The organism is Nostoc sp. FACHB-892 (assembly GCF_014698795.1).
In the GTDB taxonomy this organism is placed as follows: domain Bacteria; phylum Cyanobacteriota; class Cyanobacteriia; order Cyanobacteriales; family Nostocaceae; genus Nostoc.
The window spans coordinates 159065-176935 of record NZ_JACJTR010000012.1; the positions used below are offsets into that span (position 1 = coordinate 159065).

12 protein-coding genes and 3 pseudogenes are annotated in these 17871 nt (G+C 41.1%); 11 read left to right on the top strand and 4 right to left on the bottom strand.

Going from position 1 to position 17871, the window contains the following annotated elements; translation table 11 throughout:
• Nucleotides 1-9: 9 nt before the first annotated feature.
• Nucleotides 10-1074 carry an ABC transporter substrate-binding protein gene (locus H6G96_RS17915; RefSeq protein WP_190912704.1) on the bottom strand — a complete coding sequence of 355 codons (1065 nt, stop codon included), beginning with the start codon at nt 1072-1074 and terminating at the stop codon, nt 10-12.
• 21 nt (nt 1075-1095) lie between these two features.
• Nucleotides 1096-1578, bottom strand: a complete 483-nt coding sequence (locus H6G96_RS17920; RefSeq protein ID WP_190912705.1) for a tetratricopeptide repeat protein — start codon at nt 1576-1578, stop codon at nt 1096-1098.
• Nucleotides 1579-1828: 250 nt separating this feature from the next.
• Here H6G96_RS17920 and H6G96_RS17925 point away from each other — a divergent pair.
• The 4 genes and pseudogenes from H6G96_RS17925 to H6G96_RS17940 all read left to right on the top strand — a co-directional run.
• Nucleotides 1829-2006, top strand: a pseudogene (locus tag H6G96_RS17925) (DUF1688 family protein); the annotation flags it as partial.
• A gap of 3 nt (nt 2007-2009) precedes the next feature.
• Nucleotides 2010-2168 (top strand): annotated as a pseudogene (locus H6G96_RS17930) (uracil phosphoribosyltransferase); the annotation flags it as partial.
• Nucleotides 2169-2224: 56 nt separating this feature from the next.
• The gene (locus tag H6G96_RS17935; RefSeq protein WP_190912706.1) at nt 2225-2794 is read left to right on the top strand and encodes a Uma2 family endonuclease; all 570 of its coding nucleotides are present in this window, start codon (nt 2225-2227) and stop codon (nt 2792-2794) included.
• A gap of 122 nt (nt 2795-2916) precedes the next feature.
• Nucleotides 2917-4758 carry an aspartate kinase gene (locus H6G96_RS17940; RefSeq protein ID WP_190912707.1) on the top strand — a complete coding sequence of 614 codons (1842 nt, stop codon included), beginning with the start codon at nt 2917-2919 and terminating at the stop codon, nt 4756-4758.
• Between the two features lie 39 nt (nt 4759-4797).
• On the opposite strand, the gene H6G96_RS17945 is transcribed toward H6G96_RS17940, so the two are convergent.
• On the bottom strand, nt 4798-5028 hold the full coding sequence (locus H6G96_RS17945) for a hypothetical protein (RefSeq protein WP_190912708.1): 231 nt from the start codon (nt 5026-5028) through the stop codon (nt 4798-4800).
• Between the two features lie 216 nt (nt 5029-5244).
• On the opposite strand from H6G96_RS17945, the gene H6G96_RS17950 reads away from it, so the two are divergent.
• The 5 genes from H6G96_RS17950 (at nt 5245) to H6G96_RS17970 (ending at nt 10974) form a co-directional block, all read left to right on the top strand.
• Entirely contained in the window at nt 5245-7299 is a 2055-nt protein-coding gene (locus tag H6G96_RS17950; protein ID WP_190912709.1) for a tetratricopeptide repeat protein, read from the top strand.
• Nucleotides 7300-7605: 306 nt separating this feature from the next.
• Complete coding sequence (locus H6G96_RS17955) at nt 7606-8586, top strand: CorA family divalent cation transporter (RefSeq protein WP_190912710.1); 981 nt, start codon at nt 7606-7608, stop codon at nt 8584-8586.
• A 109-nt stretch (nt 8587-8695) separates the two neighbouring features.
• Nucleotides 8696-10198 (top strand): AMP-binding protein, encoded by a 1503-nt coding sequence (locus tag H6G96_RS17960; protein ID WP_190912711.1) that lies wholly within the window; start codon nt 8696-8698, stop codon nt 10196-10198.
• Nucleotides 10199-10397: 199 nt separating this feature from the next.
• Nucleotides 10398-10589: a hypothetical protein gene (locus H6G96_RS17965; RefSeq protein WP_190912712.1), complete on the top strand. Its 192-nt coding sequence runs from the start codon at nt 10398-10400 to the stop codon at nt 10587-10589.
• A gap of 88 nt (nt 10590-10677) precedes the next feature.
• Nucleotides 10678-10974, top strand: coding sequence for a hypothetical protein (locus H6G96_RS17970; RefSeq protein WP_190912713.1), 297 nt, complete (start codon nt 10678-10680; stop codon nt 10972-10974).
• Between the two features lie 237 nt (nt 10975-11211).
• Here H6G96_RS17970 and H6G96_RS17975 read toward each other — a convergent pair.
• Nucleotides 11212-11401, bottom strand: a pseudogene (locus H6G96_RS17975) (winged helix-turn-helix domain-containing protein); the annotation flags it as partial.
• Between the two features lie 81 nt (nt 11402-11482).
• Between H6G96_RS17975 and H6G96_RS17980 the strand changes: the two are divergent.
• Nucleotides 11483-11713: a hypothetical protein gene (locus tag H6G96_RS17980; RefSeq protein WP_190912714.1), complete on the top strand. Its 231-nt coding sequence runs from the start codon at nt 11483-11485 to the stop codon at nt 11711-11713.
• Nucleotides 11714-11795: 82 nt separating this feature from the next.
• On the top strand, nt 11796-17786 hold the full coding sequence (locus tag H6G96_RS17985; protein ID WP_190912715.1) for an AAA family ATPase: 5991 nt from the start codon (nt 11796-11798) through the stop codon (nt 17784-17786).
• Nucleotides 17787-17871 lie beyond the last annotated feature (85 nt).

The following is a 17871-nucleotide window of genomic DNA, read 5'->3' on the forward strand; positions in this document are numbered from 1 at the left end:
GCAAGCGACTTACTTCTTGTAATAGCCTACCCCTTTATTCACAAATTGCAAGGTGTATGCGTCTTTGTAATTAACGTTGGATTTAGAAATCTTAGTATCAACCATGCTCTCAAAGAGTGATGTCCACTTTTGATCACTCATTGCCCCAATGCCTTGTTTTTCGGCGGCATCAGAAAGGATAATTTCATATTGTTTTAGCTTTTGAATGCTATAAACAAGTTGCTCATCCGTCATTTCTGGATTATCTTTTTTAATTAACTGATTCCCTGCTTGGGGATTTTCTAAGTAGCTATACCAACCTTTAATTGAGGCATCAACAAATCGCTGCACTAATTCAGGATTTTTTTCTACTAGTTCTTTTTTTGTTTCAATAGTAGTTGCATAGGGTTGATAACCAAAATCTGCTAATAAAAACACTACTGGCTGAAAACCACCCTGCTTCTCAATAGCAAAGGGTTCAGACGTAATATAACCTTGCTGGGCTGAGTTTTTGTCAATCAGAAAAGGAGCCGGATTAAAGTTGTAAGGGCGCTTTTGATCTTCGGTAAAACCATACTTAGCTTCGAGTAAAGGCCAATAGGTGATATTAGCAGAAGCAGAGACATAAATTGGTTTGCCTTTGAGGTCGGCAAGGGTTTTAATTCCTGGATTGGGATGTGCAATAAGACACCAGGGATCTTTTTGGAAAATTGCTGCGACTGTGATTTTGGGAATGCCTTGTGCTATGGCATTCACGGCATCTATGCCATAACCCATGAAGAAATCAACCGCACCCCCCATCAACAATTGAGTACCACTGGCAACTTGCGGGCCACCCATTTTGATAGTTACATCTAAATCGTAGTCTTTGTAGATACCCGTGGCGATCGCCTGGTAAAATCCGCCGTGTTCTGCTTGTGCTATCCAGTTTGTGCCAAATGTAACTTTATCCAACCGAGAATTGCTAGTTGACGGTTGGTTGCTGTTAGTACAACCAGCAATGAAGCTACTACCAATCCAGATAGAACAGTATTGAATAAAATTGCGGCGATTAAGGCGATTAATTGCTGTTGATGAGGGTAATGACGGATTCATAAAATAGTATGATGCTCTCTCTTATTTGCCGTTGTAGCTGAATCTAAATGTACATTCTAGAATCAACTTTTGATTCACTAGCGAATAGGGCTGAATTTCTAGAGCGCCTTTAAAAGCTTTGATGGCTTCACTATATTCTCCTAGTGCTGCATAACACAAACCCATGCCGTGAAGCGCCCCAAAATGTATCGGATTTATCTGCACAACCATCTGACAATCTGCCAAAGATTTTTGATAATCTCCAATACTGTAATAGAGAAAAGCACGGCGGTTCCAAGCTTCGGCAAAATCTGGCTGGTCTTTGATTAGCGCTGTCAGTGCTGTTTCGGCTTCAGCAATTTCACCTGCATCCAGTAACTTTTGACTGCGATCAATTATTTCCAGCCCATAGATTCCCTTTTGCTGAAACCAAATCCGCCAGATTTTTCTGGTTGCTTTTTCGCGGACTGTGGCATCTGGGTTTTTCAACTCTTCAAGTAAGGAATTGATAGATAAAGAATCCATGAATTTGAGATCAGTGAATATACCTTTGTATTAACTTTCTCACAAAATATATCTATTAAATGATTTTTAAAGCCATCTTTAAAATTGCGGCAATTTATTGCTAATTATAAAATTTCTGTGTTATTTATTGTATTCAGTATACGACTAATACCACACTCGACATTTAGAGTCATAAAAGTAAAAACTAACTAGAGGTAGTTGACAGATCCTGAGTGGCTAATAGCTGATAAAAACATCTCCAAAAAAATGTCGTTGGCGACATTTTGAAGTTGGGGGTGTACCGCGTTTAACCCAGTTAGATAGTCAGCTAACTGGACTAGCGCCTCTGGAAAAAGCTACTGCTAAGTTTGATTTGGCTAATTATCAGTGTATTGTTAGATGCGAATGCGGGGAATGATTGGCGTTATGATGAGTATGAGACTGGGTTAAATTTGACGTTACTCGCTGCACCAGAAGGTATCAAGCATTTTTGTGAAATACATCCAGATGTGCCATTGTATACCGCCGCCATTGATGAGCATTTGGATGAGCATGGCTATATTATTCCTGGGTTGGGAGATGTAAGCGATCGCTTATTTGGTACAAAATAAATAAATTACTAACTTCAGCCTAGTAATCAGTATAGTTTCAACCTTAAAGTTTCAATATGATAGCCTCACCTCAACAGAATTACCTTACCCCTGAAGAGTACCTCCAAATAGAGGAAGAAAACCCTGTCAAACATGAATACATCGACGGCTATATCTACGCAATGGCTGGAGCGCTTGACGCACACGTTACCATTGCTGGGAACCTGTTCGCTCTCCTCCGTAATCATGTGCGCGGCTCTGGTTGTCGTGTGTACATCGCTGACATGAAAGCCAGAATTGAATCTCTAAATCGCTTTTATTATCCCGATGTTATGATTACTTGCGACCAACGAGATCAAGAAACGCCAGCTTATAAAAGATTTCCCTGTTTAATTGTCGAAGTTTTATCTAATTCTACTGAAGCCTTTGACCGGGGCGACAAATTCGCCGATTATCAAACGCTAGAAAGTCTGCAAGAGTATGTTTTAATTAATACAAAACGTCAGCGAGTCGAGTGTTTTCGACGCAATGAGCAGAGGCTCTGGGTTTTACAATCTTACACAGCAGAAGATAAATCATTTCGACTCAACAGCGTGGATTTTGAGGAAACAATAGCAGCACTTTACGAAGATGTAGTTTTTGAATAATCAATTTATGATTGGGTATGCTACACAATCTTTAGTAAACTAAGTATCTATTAATATCTTCAAGGCTTCCTAACCCGGCGGAGGCATTGAGCAAAACAGACACAATTGATTGCATAAAAGTTATGGCGCTCATAGTTCAGAAATACGGTGGTACATCTGTCGGTTCAGTCGAACGGATTCAAGCTGTTGCACAACGCGTTTACAATACCGTTAAAGCTGGAAACTCGCTTGTAGTAGTGGTTTCGGCAATGGGCAAAACCACCGATGGACTCGTCAAACTAGCTAATGAAATTTCTCCAAATCCTAACCGCCGGGAAATGGATATGCTACTTTCCACTGGAGAACAAGTCACCATCGCCTTACTTAGTATGGCTTTGCAGGAACTCGGACAACCAGCAATTTCCATGACTGGCGCTCAGGTAGGAATTGTTACCGAAGCCGAACACAGCCGCGCTCGAATTTTACATATTGAAACTACTCGCCTAACTCGCCACATAGATGCAGGTAAAGTAGTTGTAGTTGCAGGCTTTCAAGGCACATCCAGCGCCGGAGAAATGGAAATTACAACTTTGGGGCGTGGTGGTTCTGACACTTCGGCGGTGGCGATCGCAGCCGCATTACAAGCAAATTTTTGTGAAATTTATACAGATGTTCCAGGGATTTTAACTACAGACCCCCGCTTAGTAGCCGAAGCCCAGTTGATGGATGCGATCACCTGCAATGAAATGTTGGAACTAGCTAGCTTGGGGGCAAAAGTGCTGCATCCCCGCGCTGTAGAAATTGCTCGTAACTATGGTGTTCCCTTAGTAGTTAGGTCTAGCTGGACGGATGCTCCCGGTACTTGGGTAACATCAGCCAAACCCCAAGGGCGATCGCTAATCAATCTAGAAATTGCCCGTCCGGTGGATGCTGTCGAATTTGACACTGACCAAGCAAAGGTGGCTTTGTTGCGCGTACCCGATAAACCAGGCGTAGCAGCAAGGTTATTTGGCGAAATTTCTCGGCAAAAAGTAGACGTAGATTTGATTATTCAGTCAGTTCATGAAGGTAACAGTAATGACATAGCATTTACTGTCACCACACCAATATTAAAACGAGCAGAAGCAGTAGCAGCAGCGATCGCCCCAGCACTAAGGAGTCAATCTAACCCCAAATCTGACGAAGCCGAGGTAATGGTAGAACATAATATTGCCAAAGTCAGTATCGCAGGCGCAGGGATGATTGGCCGTCCTGGTGTAGCTGCAAAGATGTTCGCCACCTTGGCAGAAGCAGGCGTGAACATCCAGATGATTTCCACCAGCGAAGTGAAAGTAAGTTGCGTAGTCAATGCCACCGAATGCGATCGCGCCGTCAACGCACTCCGCAGCGCCTTTGAGATAGAGGCAGGGGGGCAGGGAGCAGGGAGCAGGGGAGAACTCCTTACTCCTAACTCCTCACTCCTAACTCCTCACTCGCCACCCCCCGTTCGTGGTGTCGCCCTTGATTTGAATCAAGCACGTCTTGCTATTCGCCAATTGCCAGATCGTCCGGGGATGGCGGCGAAGCTGTTTGGATTATTAGCGCAGCATAATATCAGCGTTGATATGATTATCCAATCTCAGCGCTGTCGGGTGATTGATGGTGTTCCCAGACGAGATATTGCCTTTACAGTCTCGCGGATAGACGGGGAAAGTGCAAAAAAAATGCTTACCCAAGTAGCAGCAGAATTAGAGTGGGGTGAAGTTGTTTTAGATAGTGCGATCGCTAAAGTAAGTATTGTAGGTGCAGGTATGGTGGGACAACCAGGTGTAGCCGCTAAAATGTTTGAAGCGTTAGCTGAACACCAAATTAATATTCAAATGATTGCCACCTCAGAAATTAAAATTAGTTGTGTCGTGGCACAAGAGCAGGGTGTTAAAGCTTTGCAAGTCATTCATGCTGCTTTTGGACTAGCTGGTAGTGAGAAATTTGTCGTACCAGCGTAAAACCTGGCTCTAATTCCTTCTATCCACAGGAGAGAATAACTATTTTCTCCTTGCATTATTGATACATCGGCTGACAATGCGATTGTTTTGACTGACAATGCCATTGTTTCGGCTGACAATGCCATTGTTTTGGCTAACAATGCGATTGTTTCGGCTGACAATGCGATTGTTTTGGCTGACAATGCGATTGTTTCGGCTAACAATGCGATTGTTTCGGCTGACAATGCGATATATATACTGTCTATCTTTAGGATGCCATTGTTCCATCATGGCTACTATTTCCGCAATCCGGCTTTCACCACAGCAAACCAAATTAAGTTTTTTGAGCGGCTTTTAGCTGATACCACCCTTTTCGTCTGCGATACGGTGATATTCTTATTTCCCATTGCTACTACATCTAAAATGAATAAATCTTTATATCTAAAGCTCAACAGTAATAACACGTAAGCTATAATCAAACAATTTATAATACTATATTTATATTTAATGAATAGTCATTTACTCAATGGACATTATCAAATAGTAAAAGTTCTCACTAATGGTGAGAATTGCAAAACGTATTTAGTTGAAGATATTAATCTTCCTAGTAGCGAATTTATAGTAAAACAGTTATCTCTTCCTAGTAGCAATCCTCAAGTTTTAACAAGCCTACGCAGCTTCTTTGCTAGTCAAGCAGAAACTTTAGAAAAATTAGGACAGAAACACGAGAAGCTTCAAAAGCTAATTGATTATTTTGAAGAAAATGAAGAATTCTATATAGTTCAAGAATTCATACCTGGAAATCCTCTAAGTGATGAAATTATCCAGGGACAACCTCTGACGGAAGACCAAGTAATTAGTCTTTTATCAGAGATATTAGAATTTTTGGTGATTTTACATAGCAATGGCGTGATTCATCAAGATATTAAACCAGCTAATATCATTCGCCGTCAATCAGATAAAAAGTTCGTTTTGGTTAATTTTGCTACTGTTAATAAAGCCATCCCTAATGAGAATCTCGAATATATACCAATAGAACAAGTTAAGGGAAATCTCAAATATAACAGCGATATATATGCTTTAGGTATCGTTGCGATCGCAGCACTTTTAGGCTTATCTGGAAACGAAATATCTAATTTGCGAAGTCAGAAAAATCGGCTAACAGGTGAAATTGTCTGGTGGAACAAAAACCTAAAAATTAATAGAAAATTAGCAATAATTATTAATAAAATGGTGCGTTTTGACTATCGTAAGCGCTACCAGTATGCAACTGAAGTTTTAGACGACCTGAAAAAGATAACGAATATTAAGCACGATCAGCAAAGACAACATCAGAAAAAATTATTATTAGTTATGACGGGGGTAACTGGCTGTATCGCGCTTGGTGTTGGAGTGTGGCAATTGAGGTCACCAAAACCTGTAACTGATGCTCAACAGCCATTGTACCAACAAGGTGTAAGCAAATATGAAGCAGGAAACTATGAGGGAGCAGTTGAAGATTTTAATCAGGCTATTGAATTAGATCCGCAAAATGCTCTGGCTTATAATAGGCGAGGCGATGCTTATTATCGATTAGGAGACTATGAGCAAGCACAAGCAGACTCTAGCCAAGCCATTTTGCTCAATCCTCAAGATGCTAATGCCTATTTTGACCGAGGATTTGCTTTTTCGGAATTAGGCAAGTATAAAGAAGCGATCGCAGACTATACCCGATCAATTAAGTTAAATTCTGAGAATGCTTATGCTTACTATGGCCGCGGGTTAGCCCGTGTTCAAGTGAAGGATAATAAAGCAGCAATGGCAGATTTTAGCAAAGCGATCGCTCTCAAGCCTCAGTATACCGAAGCTTACTTGCAGCGAGGAATCCTTCGCCGTCGCCTAAGACAAAGAATTGAAGCAATCCAAGATTTTGATACAATAATTAAGATTAATCCGAGTGATGCTAAAGCTTATTATCAAAGGGGTTTAACTCAATCTATTAATAAGCAAAAATATGCAGCGCTTAAAGATTATACGGACGCAATTAACATTAATCCTAAATACATAGAAGCCTATCTTAATCGTGGTGATGTTTACAGCGATCTAGGAAATAAACTTGAAGCTACTGAAGATTACAACGCTATTTTAAAGATTGATCCTAAATTTACTGCGGCTTACATCCACAGAGGTATTCACCGCTCTTCTTTCGGAGATTATAAAGGCGCTATTGAAGATTACACCGAAGCACTTAAACTAGATCCTAATGATGTCGCAGCTTACAACAACCGTGGTAATGCCTATCTGGAACTAGGAAATAAAAAAGCTGCAAATCAAGATTATTCACGAGCGATCGCAATTAATGCTAACAATGCTTTAGCCTACTATAACCGGGGCGTGATTCGCACCAAGCAGAAAAATAAACAGGGAGCGATCGCAGATTTCAAAAAAGCTGCAAAACTATTCCAACAGCAAGGTAAAAAAGATAGTTATCAAGATGCACAGAGGGAGATTGCAATTCTACAAAATAAGTCAGCACCAGCGAAAGCTACTCGCACTAAATCTGGGAAAAGAGAAAAAATCTGAGCTATAACTCAATACAGTAATACCATTTTAAGAAGATATTTTAAAAGTCCTCTAGTCGGTAGTAAAACGTTTTAGATCCCCCTAAATCCCCTTTAAAAAGGGGGACTTTGATTCCGGTTCCCTCCTTTTTAAGGGGGGTTGGGGGGATCTTCTGGGGTAAAATATCATTAACACCAAGCGGATTGCAATATGTCTATTCACCGCCATAAACCGTAAGCTTTGACATTTTATGTGTTCTTGTAGTCAAATAAATTATCGCTCAACATGAGTCATAGTATTTTCTTACGACTCGATTAGGATGGCTATATGCTAACTCTCCTCACTTTTCATCCAGACAACCTGGAATTATTTACCAGCAATCATGTCGATACGGTACTGAAACAAATTGATAGTTCTCGCAATATTTGGTTGCGCTGTATTCACTTCCGCGATCGCACTGGAACCGCCAAAATTATTAAACATTTTGGTCTTAATCCATCGCGTGTTAATATGATTTTCAACCATTCCCCTGTTGGAGTTGATGAAGACGTAGAAGATTGTTTATTTGACAGCTATGAAATATTAACTCCTCAAATAAAAAATCACGAGTTTGAGGTTGCTCGTGGCAATATTGTGCTGGGGAATAATTTTATTATCACCTTTGAAATTACTGAATTAAAAGTTTTAAGTATTTTAGCTAATAATCTGCAAAAACGAAATAAATATATTGAAGGTTTAGGAATTGACTATGTTTTTTATCTCATTTTTAAAGAGGTTTTAAATAATTACCATACTGTATTTGATTATATTTCTAGAAAACTTGATGATTTAGAAGATGAAGTTTTAGATAATTCTGGTGATGAATTAACATACCAAAAAATTGCAACGATGAGGCAATCGACTCGTTCAGGACGCCGTAATTTTCAAAGCATCAAGTCAATGATGGCTATTATGGATCACGAAGATTGCCAATGGATTACCCAACCAGTGAAGGAACTATTCAATCAAGAATTAGTTCATCACGTTGATAAGCTCTGGCAAGAATATCAAGCTTTGAGAGCCTGGATGTCAGAATTAATGGAAATTCAACGCGATAATATTGCTAGCAAAACCGGTGAACGAATTAATCGTTTGACTATCCTATCAAGCGTATTTTTACCAATCACTTTCCTGTCTGGTTTCTATGGTATGAACTTCAAATATATGCCGGAATTAGAGCAACCTTGGGCTTATCCTGCTGTGATTTGCGTTATGGCATTAATTGTAGTTGGTAGTATTGCTTATGCTAAAAAACAACGTTGGTTGTAGTGCCTTTCAGGTTAAAGACATTGGTGGAATAGTGAAATTTACATCTCATTTAGCATTCCTATATGCTTTCTGTAAGTAGACTGAATCAACCCTAAATCGGTAAATAAACGTGAATATCCCATTGATTATTCGTGCTGAAGAACACAACGAGAAAACAGCAATCGTTACAAAGGATGGAGCATTTACCTATCGAGATCTGCTCCACACATCTAGTCAAATAGCAACAGGTCTTCTTAAGAATACAGAAGATTTACAGGAGCAGCGAGTTGCCTTTCTGATCCCGCCTGGGTTTGAGTATGTAGCCACTCAATGGGGAATTTGGCGTGCTGGTGGTATAGCTGTACCTCTGTGTGTTTCCCACCCGCGGCCAGAATTGGAGTATGTAATTACCAATTCTGGAGCATCGATTATTGTTGCTCATCCTAATTTTGAAGGTATACTGCGTAGTTTACTGCCGCAGGCATCGCTCGCCGAAGCACTAAACTTGCGATTTATCCTTACCTCAGAAACCCTCCCATCTGATATTGCTTTGCTCCCACAGGTCGATATCACTAGACGCGCTTTAATTCTCTACACTAGCGGTACAACAGGTAAACCAAAGGGTGTGGTTACAACCCATCAAAATATTCAAGCGCAAGTGACTAGCTTAAACACCGCTTGGGAATGGACATCTAGCGATCGCATTTTACATATTCTGCCACTACATCATATTCATGGGATTATTAACGTACTGACTTGTGCTTTATGGGCTGGGGCCGAGTGTCATCTGTTGAGCAAGTTTGATACCGAAACCGTTTGGAACCGAATTTGTGACGGTAACTTAACCTTATTTATGGCAGTACCAACAATTTATGTAAAGCTAATTGCTGCTTGGGAAAATGCCTCTAGCGAACGCCAAAAAACTATGTCAGAAGGCTGTGCTAAGATGCGGTTGATGGTTTCTGGCTCGGCAGCTTTACCAGTCCAAGTTTTAGAAAAATGGCAGAGTATCAGCGGTAATTTTCTGCTTGAGCGCTATGGGATGACGGAAATTGGCATGGTGCTATCAAATCCTTTACATGGTGAACGGTTGGCTGGATATGTAGGAAAGCCTCTACCTGAAGTGGAAGTGAGATTAGTAGATGAGAACGGGGAGTTAGTTCCAGCAGGAACACCAGGAGAGATCCAAGTTAAAGGGCCTGGAGTGTTTCTCGAATATTGGCAAAACCCCGAAGCAACCGCCAAAGCTTTCCAAGATGGCTGGTTCTGTACTGGAGATACCGCCGTAGTTGAGAACGACAGCTACCGCATTCTGGGCCGGATGAGTGTGGATATCATCAAAACCGGAGGCTATAAAGTTTCAGCTTTAGAAATTGAAGAAGTATTGCGATCGCATCCTGATATTCAGGAATGTGCAGTGGTTGGGGTTGCTGACTTAGAGTGGGGTGAACGGGTTTGTGCGGCGCTAGTATTGCAAGGGCCACAACCTTTGACATTAGAAGCTTTTAGGAGTTGGGCAAAAGAGCGATTGGCTGTTTATAAAGTGCCAACCCAAATTTTGATAGTTGAAGAATTACCACGCAACGCTATGGGGAAAGTGACTAAGCCGACGGTGGTTGAGCTATTTTGCTGATAGCGATCGTCAATGCTGAACTAGACCTAGAAATTTTAGACCTTGTAAGTCCTTAAAATTAGGTGAATCCTCGGTGATTTATTCGGATAACATGAGAAATTTAACAGCTTAATGCCAATATGAGCAAAACTGTTTACATCTAAACCAGTATTGTTGGCTATTTAACGATCCTGATGGCTAATTTAGAAGCTAGGCGGGAATGGTGGGACACACGTCGCTGGGGCGGGAATTTCTGACGAATCTTGATGCTAAACAGGTTAAGGCACAGTTAGAAACAGGGGAAAATTCGATTTGTCAACCAGATTTTAACAAGGGGCAACTATTACCTGCTGTACTATTATTGATCTCTTGCGTGTTGCCTTTGCGCCGCCCACTCCGGTACAAGGTGTAGCAGTTTTAGTGGTCATTTGTCGCAACGTGTGAACGCGCGTTTTGTGAGATGAATGAGTATTTAGGCTATCGTCGAAGGTATAACATCGGTGAGTACACCTTTTTTTGGAAACGGCTTTGCATCAAATCGACATTTAATTTCAATTTCAACGCTCTTTAGACTGCCTGTTATTTTTATCGCTTCGGCATCATCTATTACTGTGAACAAACTTTTCTTTTCTAGCTTTGTGTTTTTCACTCTTGATTATCCTAGGCAGAATGCTGAGATAGTACCATTCTTTTTGGGAAGTGCGATCGCCTGCAAGTATGAAGCACAAGCGTCGACAATAGCTGATGCTAGCTTCTACAGTAAACCAAAAAGTTTTTCTCCAAAGAGCGATCACTAAAATACTTATATGTTTTAATACTTATTTGCACACAATTCTTTAACCAGCAGACTAGGCTGTTGACTTTGGCTATCTTTTAAGAAATTACCGAAAAATTATTTGTGCTGGTTTTTGCTTGTGTGAAAGCGCCCGCAACAGCCATCTTTACGCCAAAATAAAAAGCACAATTTCTGCATGAAGTCTTGTGGGCTAAAGGGTACAGAGTCAACAGCCTAGACTAAAACCACTCTCGTAACAAAACCATACCTGTAAATGCTCCAGCTGCTCTCGTGCTATTGATAAATAAAAAGCCAAGCTTTTCTTTAAACTTGGCTCTTTCTTGGGGGTTTTGTTGATCTTCTAAATCATATTTAGCCCAAATATAACTATACTTTTTTCGCTTTAATATCCTCCTCACTTGAGAGCTGCAAAGTACAAGCTCCGTCTCAGTTCCTCCCCCTTGCTCCTTGCTCCCCTGCTTCCTTTAACGCTTCTGGAGTCGGAGTATTGGAGAATACCCTGAACAATTTTGGCAATTTGGCATCCAATGTCTTTGGGTTGCAGTTTCAATGGAGATATCAACACAACGGGACAGTCAAGAAGTTGTACGAGGGGTAAGGCAAAACTTTCCGCTTCTGGTGTCCCGTGCTACGCCAGTTGTCAAACGAGTGCTGTAGAATGGCTCTACATAATTGATACAGCGCTCAACAGAGTTCAGTTAAGGCTCTACAACTGGCTAGAAATGAACAAAACCAAATAGGATTTCAGAAGATGAAAAATCTAGATAGCTGGATTGCTGTATAGTTTGGATTATGCCAGATTATTCTCTAAAGAGTTGCTCTATGATCGCTCTACCTGGTATTTTTATCCAAAACAAAATATACGAAAGTGACAATTCTCTAGTGTACCGGGGCATCAGAGACGATGGAGTAGGGATCATCGTAAAAATGCTAAAGCTTGATTATCCCTCACCTCAAGAACTGACCCGCTACAGACAGGAATATAAAATCACCTGTTCCCTAAATTTGGAAGGAGTTATTAAAGCATACAGCCAGCAAGACTATCAACGCACTCTGGTGATTCTCTTAGAAGATTTTGGGGGAGAGTCCCTAGAGCAATGGATGCATAAGCGTCCAGATATCTTTTGCCGCATGCCTTTATCCACTTTTCTAGGTCTTGCGATCGCTGTTTGCGACATTCTGGGCAGAATCCATGCAGCCAATATCATTCATAAAGATATCAACCCTGGAAACATAGTCTTTAATCTGGATACTGGCGTTGTCAAAATTATTGACTTTGGGATTGCCACCCAATTTAACCGCACGAATCCGACTTTCAAGAGCCACTATGTTTTAGAAGGGACACTTGCATACCTATCTCCAGAGCAAACCGGGCGGATGAACCGTTTGCTCGATTACCGCACCGATTTTTACTCCCTTGGTGTGACGTTCTACGAACTTCTAACCGGACATCTGCCGTTTCCCACAGCAGACATACTTGAGCTAGTCCATTGTCATATTGCCAAGTATCCACCTCCGCCTCATGAACTGAATGAAACTATTCCTAAACCAGTTTCAGAGATTATTTTGAAATTGATGGCGAAAAATGCCGAGGATCGCTATCAAAGTGCTAGGGGTATCAAAGCAGATTTAGAAAGCTGTGCTAACCAACTAATAAAAACAGGGCAAATTGATTGCATTCAATTAGGTTTTCAAGACGTTGCGGATCAGTTTCAAATTCCGCAAAAATTGTATGGACGCGAAGCAGAAATTGAAGCATTATTAGCGGCGTTTGACAGAGTGGCAGGAACAGCGAATGTTGGCGAAGCTTGCCGAGAAAAGGAAAGCATAGGAAATTCTCAATTCCAAGTCGAAATGATGCTAGTATCAGGCTACGCTGGAATTGGCAAATCAGCCTTAGTGCAGGAAATCTATAAACCAATTACCCAAAAGCGCGGCTATTTTATCTCTGGGAAATTCGATCAATTCGGGCGCAATATTCCTTACAGCGCGATCGCCCATGCCCTGCAAAAATTAGTGCATCAACTCCTGGGTGAACCTGATGAGCAGTTGTTGCAGTGGCGATCGCACCTTCTAAAGGCTTTGGGAAGCAACGGACAAATCATCATTGATGTGATCCCGGAAGTCGAGTTAATTATTGGCAAGCAGCCACCCATACCGGAAGTTGGAGCAACTGAAGCTCAAAATCGTTTCAATTTAATATTTCAAAAGTTTGTGCGGGTGTTTTGTTCAAAAGAACACCCGCTTGTTATCTTCTTAGATGATTTGCAGTGGATGGACTTAGCAACACTCAAGTTAATTGAGTTGATGTTGCTTGATGAACAAACCCAATTCCTATTTTTAATTGGAGCCTATCGAGATAATGAAGTTAACCCAACGCATCCACTGGTATTAACATTGGAAAAACTGCGAAAACAAGGAGCAGTGCTTCAAGAAATTATTTTAGCACCATTAACCCTGGGTTCACTGAGTCAGTTGATTGCCGAGACACTACATCAGAATGCAGACACCGTTCGTTCCTTAGCTGAGTTAGTGCTGCGTAAAACTCAGGGTAATCCTTTCTTTGTCAGTGAATTTTTGAGAATGCTGTATAGCGAAAATTTATTGACCTTTGATTTTGAACACTCAAACTGGCAATGGAACATCACTCAAATTCAATCCCCAGATATCACCGATAATGTTGTGGAGTTAATGCTTCACAAGTTAAAGAAGTTACCAGAAATTACACAGCAAATTCTTCAGTTAGCCGCTTGTGTTGGGGCTGAATTTAATTTAGATACTTTATCAATTGTTTGTAATAAAATTCCTAAAGCGCTTTTCTTAGATTTACTAGCAGCCATCCAAGATGGGTTCATTCAACCTATATCTCAATTAGGCGACGACTTGTTAATTAAAGAGTATAAGTTTTTGCACGATCGGGTACAACAAGCAGCCTATGCCTTAATTGATGAGGCACAAAAACAAATTGTTCATCTACAAATAGGTCGCAATTTACTAAAAAAAACGTTACCAGAGCGACTAGCAGATCGATTGTTTGAAATTGTCGATCATCTCAATCAGGGAATTGAGCTTATTACAGATCAAGCAGAACGTAATGAAATTGCCAAACTGAATCTATTGGCAGGTCAGAAAGCAAAAGGAGCGATCGCCTATACTGTGGCGAAAAAATATTTAGCTACAAGTAGAAAATTGCTAGCAACTTTAAGCTGGCAAACAAACTATGATCTGACATTAGATTTATATGTAGAAACAACAGAAATCGCGTATTTATGTGGCGAATTTGAAGATGTAGAACAGTGGGCAAGAGTCGTTCTACAAGAAGCCAAAACGGTTCTCGATAGCGTGAAAGGTTACGAAGTCAAAATTCAAACCGATATCGCACAGAACCAGCCATTAAAAGCAATTAACACAGGATTGCAAGTTTTGCAACAACTGGGAATCAGTTTTCTTGAAACGGCTAGTCAATCAGGTACTCGCTTTGAACTGGACACAGTTTTATCCCTTTTTATCGAGAAACCAATTGGAAACTTAATTCATTTACCCGAAATGACTGATCCGAACCAATTGGCGGCGATGCGAATTCTATCCAGGATCACGTTTGCTGCACAAAATGCTGCTCCTGCATTAGTGCCCCTATTTGCATTGAAGCAGGTCAACTTGTCAATTCAGTATGGCAATGCGTTTGTGTCACCTTCGGCATATGCCACTTTTGGTTTAATTCTTTGTGGGATGGTCGGAAACATTGAGGGTGGCTACCAGTTTGGACAGCTAGCTCTAGAGATGTTGTCACAGCCAAACACCCATTCACTCAGAGCTAAGACGCTGTTCGTTGTCAATGTTTTCATTATCCACTGGAAAGAGCATTTGAGAGAAACATTGGAGCGCTTACTAGAAGGTTATCAAAGCGGGTTGGAAACTGGAGATTTAGAGTTTGCTGCCTACTGTGCTATCTCTTACTGCTCTCAATCGTTTGAAGTCGGTAAGGGACTTATGGAACTTGAACGCGAGATGAAGATATACAGTGAAGTACTCTGTCAAATCAAGCAGGAAACTGTAGTCACCTGGATTCAAATATTTCAGCAGTTGGTTTTAAATTTGATAGGATGCTCAAGCAATCCCTACCGTCTAGTGGGGGAATTATATAATGAAGAGAATAAACTGCCACAACATGAAGCAGCAAATGATGGAACTGCTCTGTTTGAGGTCTATTTCAACAAACTTTTCCTGTGCTACCTATTTTCCGAGTATGCACAGGCTGTTGTAAGCTCAAGCCTAACAGAAAACTATTTGCCTCAAATCACAGCGACACCTTTTGTTCCTTTGTATTATTTCTATGATTCTTTAGCAAGAATTGCAGTATACCTTGGAAGCAGCGATCAAGCAAAGTCGGAAATCCTCAAAAAAGTTGCTGTTAGTCAAGAAAAAATGAAACAATGGGCTAATTCTGCACCGATGAATCATTCGCATAAATATCATTTAGTTGAGGCAGAGAAAGCGCGAGTTTTAGGCCAATTGCTTGAAGCAGAAGAGTTCTACGAGCAAGCGATCCAGGGAGCTAGGGAAAATGGATATATCCAAGAAGAAGCATTAGCATACGAATTAGCTGCCAAATTTTACTTATCTCGCGGTCGGGAGAAATTTGCTCAAACTTACATGAAAGAAGCTCACTACTGCTATGAACGTTGGGGAGCCACTGCGAAGGTCAAAGATTTGGAAATTCGCTATCCAAAGTTTTTTCCTCAATCGCCAGGTATGGCTTCCACGTCAATTCGCACGACTTCTGGAAACACCTCTAATAACTCAGACATTCCTTTCGATTTAGTGACGCTGATGAAAGCATCTCAGGCGATTTCGAGCGAAATTGAACTGGATCAGTTGCTCGATTCCTTAATGAAGATTCTAATCGAGAATACTGGCGCACAAACAGGAATTTTAATTTTGCAAGAAGCTGGAGAATGGAAAATTGAAGTTACTTGTAAAATGAATTTCGATCTGGGTGAGAACACTTGCACCATAAAAATGGTGCCGTCGCTTTCAATAAGTAGCTGCCTTCCCACAGCGATTATTAACTATGTTATTCGCACAAGAGAAAGCGTAGTATTGAATGATGCAACCCGTGAGGGCAAATTTACGCTTGATCCTTACATTAAAAAGCATCAACCTCAGTCAATTCTATGTGCGCCGCTCTTTAATCAAGGCAAAATAACTGGCCTTGTGTATTTGGAAAATAATCTATCGACTGGAGCTTTTAGTAGCGATCGCATCAAGATGCTACAGCTTTTATCGGGACAAGCTGCGATCGCCATTACCAATGCCAAACTTTACGCTGAAGTGAAGGAACGAGAAAGCCGTCTCATACAATTTATCGATGCAATGCCGATTGGGGTTACTGTCCATACCTCCACGGGACACATTACCTATGCTAATCGGGCAACTTATCTATTAACAGATAAAGCTGATCTCTTAACGGAAGCACCACATCAGCAAATCTCTGAAATTCATCAAGTTTATAAAGCTGGAACTAATCAGTTATATCCTACTGACCAACTGCCCATTTTTCGGTCTCTGGAAGGAGAGACGGTTACTGTAGATGATATAGAAGTTCGTTTATCAGATAAAACCATTCTTGTACAAATTTCCAGTACACCTGTGTTTGATAAAACTGGAAAGATTGCCTATGCTATTACCGCTTGTCAAGATATAACCGAACGCAAGCAAGCGGAAAAATTGTTAGCCGATTACAACCGCACCTTAGAGCAACAGGTTGCAGAACGGACAGTAGCTTTACAGGAAAGCGAAGCCGCACTATGCTATCGAGAACAGGAATTGCGACTAATTACTGATGCTCTTCCAGTTTGTATCAGTTATGTGGATACCAATCAACGTTATCGCTTTGTCAACCGCACCTATGAGATGTGGTTTAACTGTCGACGAGATGAGATTCTGGGTAAATCTGTCTCTGAACTTTTGGGTGAGCCAGCTTATCACATTGTGGAACCCTACATCAATCGAACACTGGAAGGGCAACTAACAAACTATGAAGCAGAAATTCCCTATCCGCTTGGCAAAAAGCATATTAGTGCTACCTTCATTCCAGATTTTGATTTCAATGCTCAAGTCAGAGGATTCTATGGTCTGATTACAGACATTGGCGAACAGCGAAACGCTGCACTGCGTGAGCGCAAACGCGCCGAAGAAGCCTCAATCCTAGAAGAACGCAACCGCATGGCGCGAGAAATTCACGACACTTTAGCACAAGCTTTCACTGGGATTCTACTGAATGTTGGAGCAGCGACACAAGTGCTAACAGATGATTTAGAAGCGACACAGGCACATCTAGAAATGATCGATGAATTGGCACGAACCGGGCTTGCCGAGGCTCGTCGTTCAGTGGTAGCGCTCCGTCCCCAACTATTAGAAGATGGCAGTTTACATAGTGCCCTTTATCGTCTGGTAGCTCAGATGAGAGCTGCTGCTGATACCGCTCTTATCTACGAGATGAAAGGCACAGCCTATCCAATGCTTGCCGAGGTTGAGAATAACTTACTACGGATTGCACAGGAAGCACTAACCAATGCCGTAAAATACGCTGATGCTTGCGAAGTTCGTGTTGAATTAGTGTATGAAAATACACAATGCATCTTGTGTGTTAAAGATGATGGAAGGGGCTTCGGGGTTGGTAGCATACCAAGAGTTGGCGGATTTGGATTGCTGGGAATGAGCGAGCGTGCAGAATACATTGGAGCACAGCTGACAATTAAGAGTCAACCTGGGCAAGGAACAGAAATTGTTGTCATTGTAACTCGAGAGTAAAAGTTATTAAACAGGCACTTATTATAAAAGCAACGTGTAGTAATATCTCAATTTTTAGTTTTGTACTTTCAATTTTTTAATAATT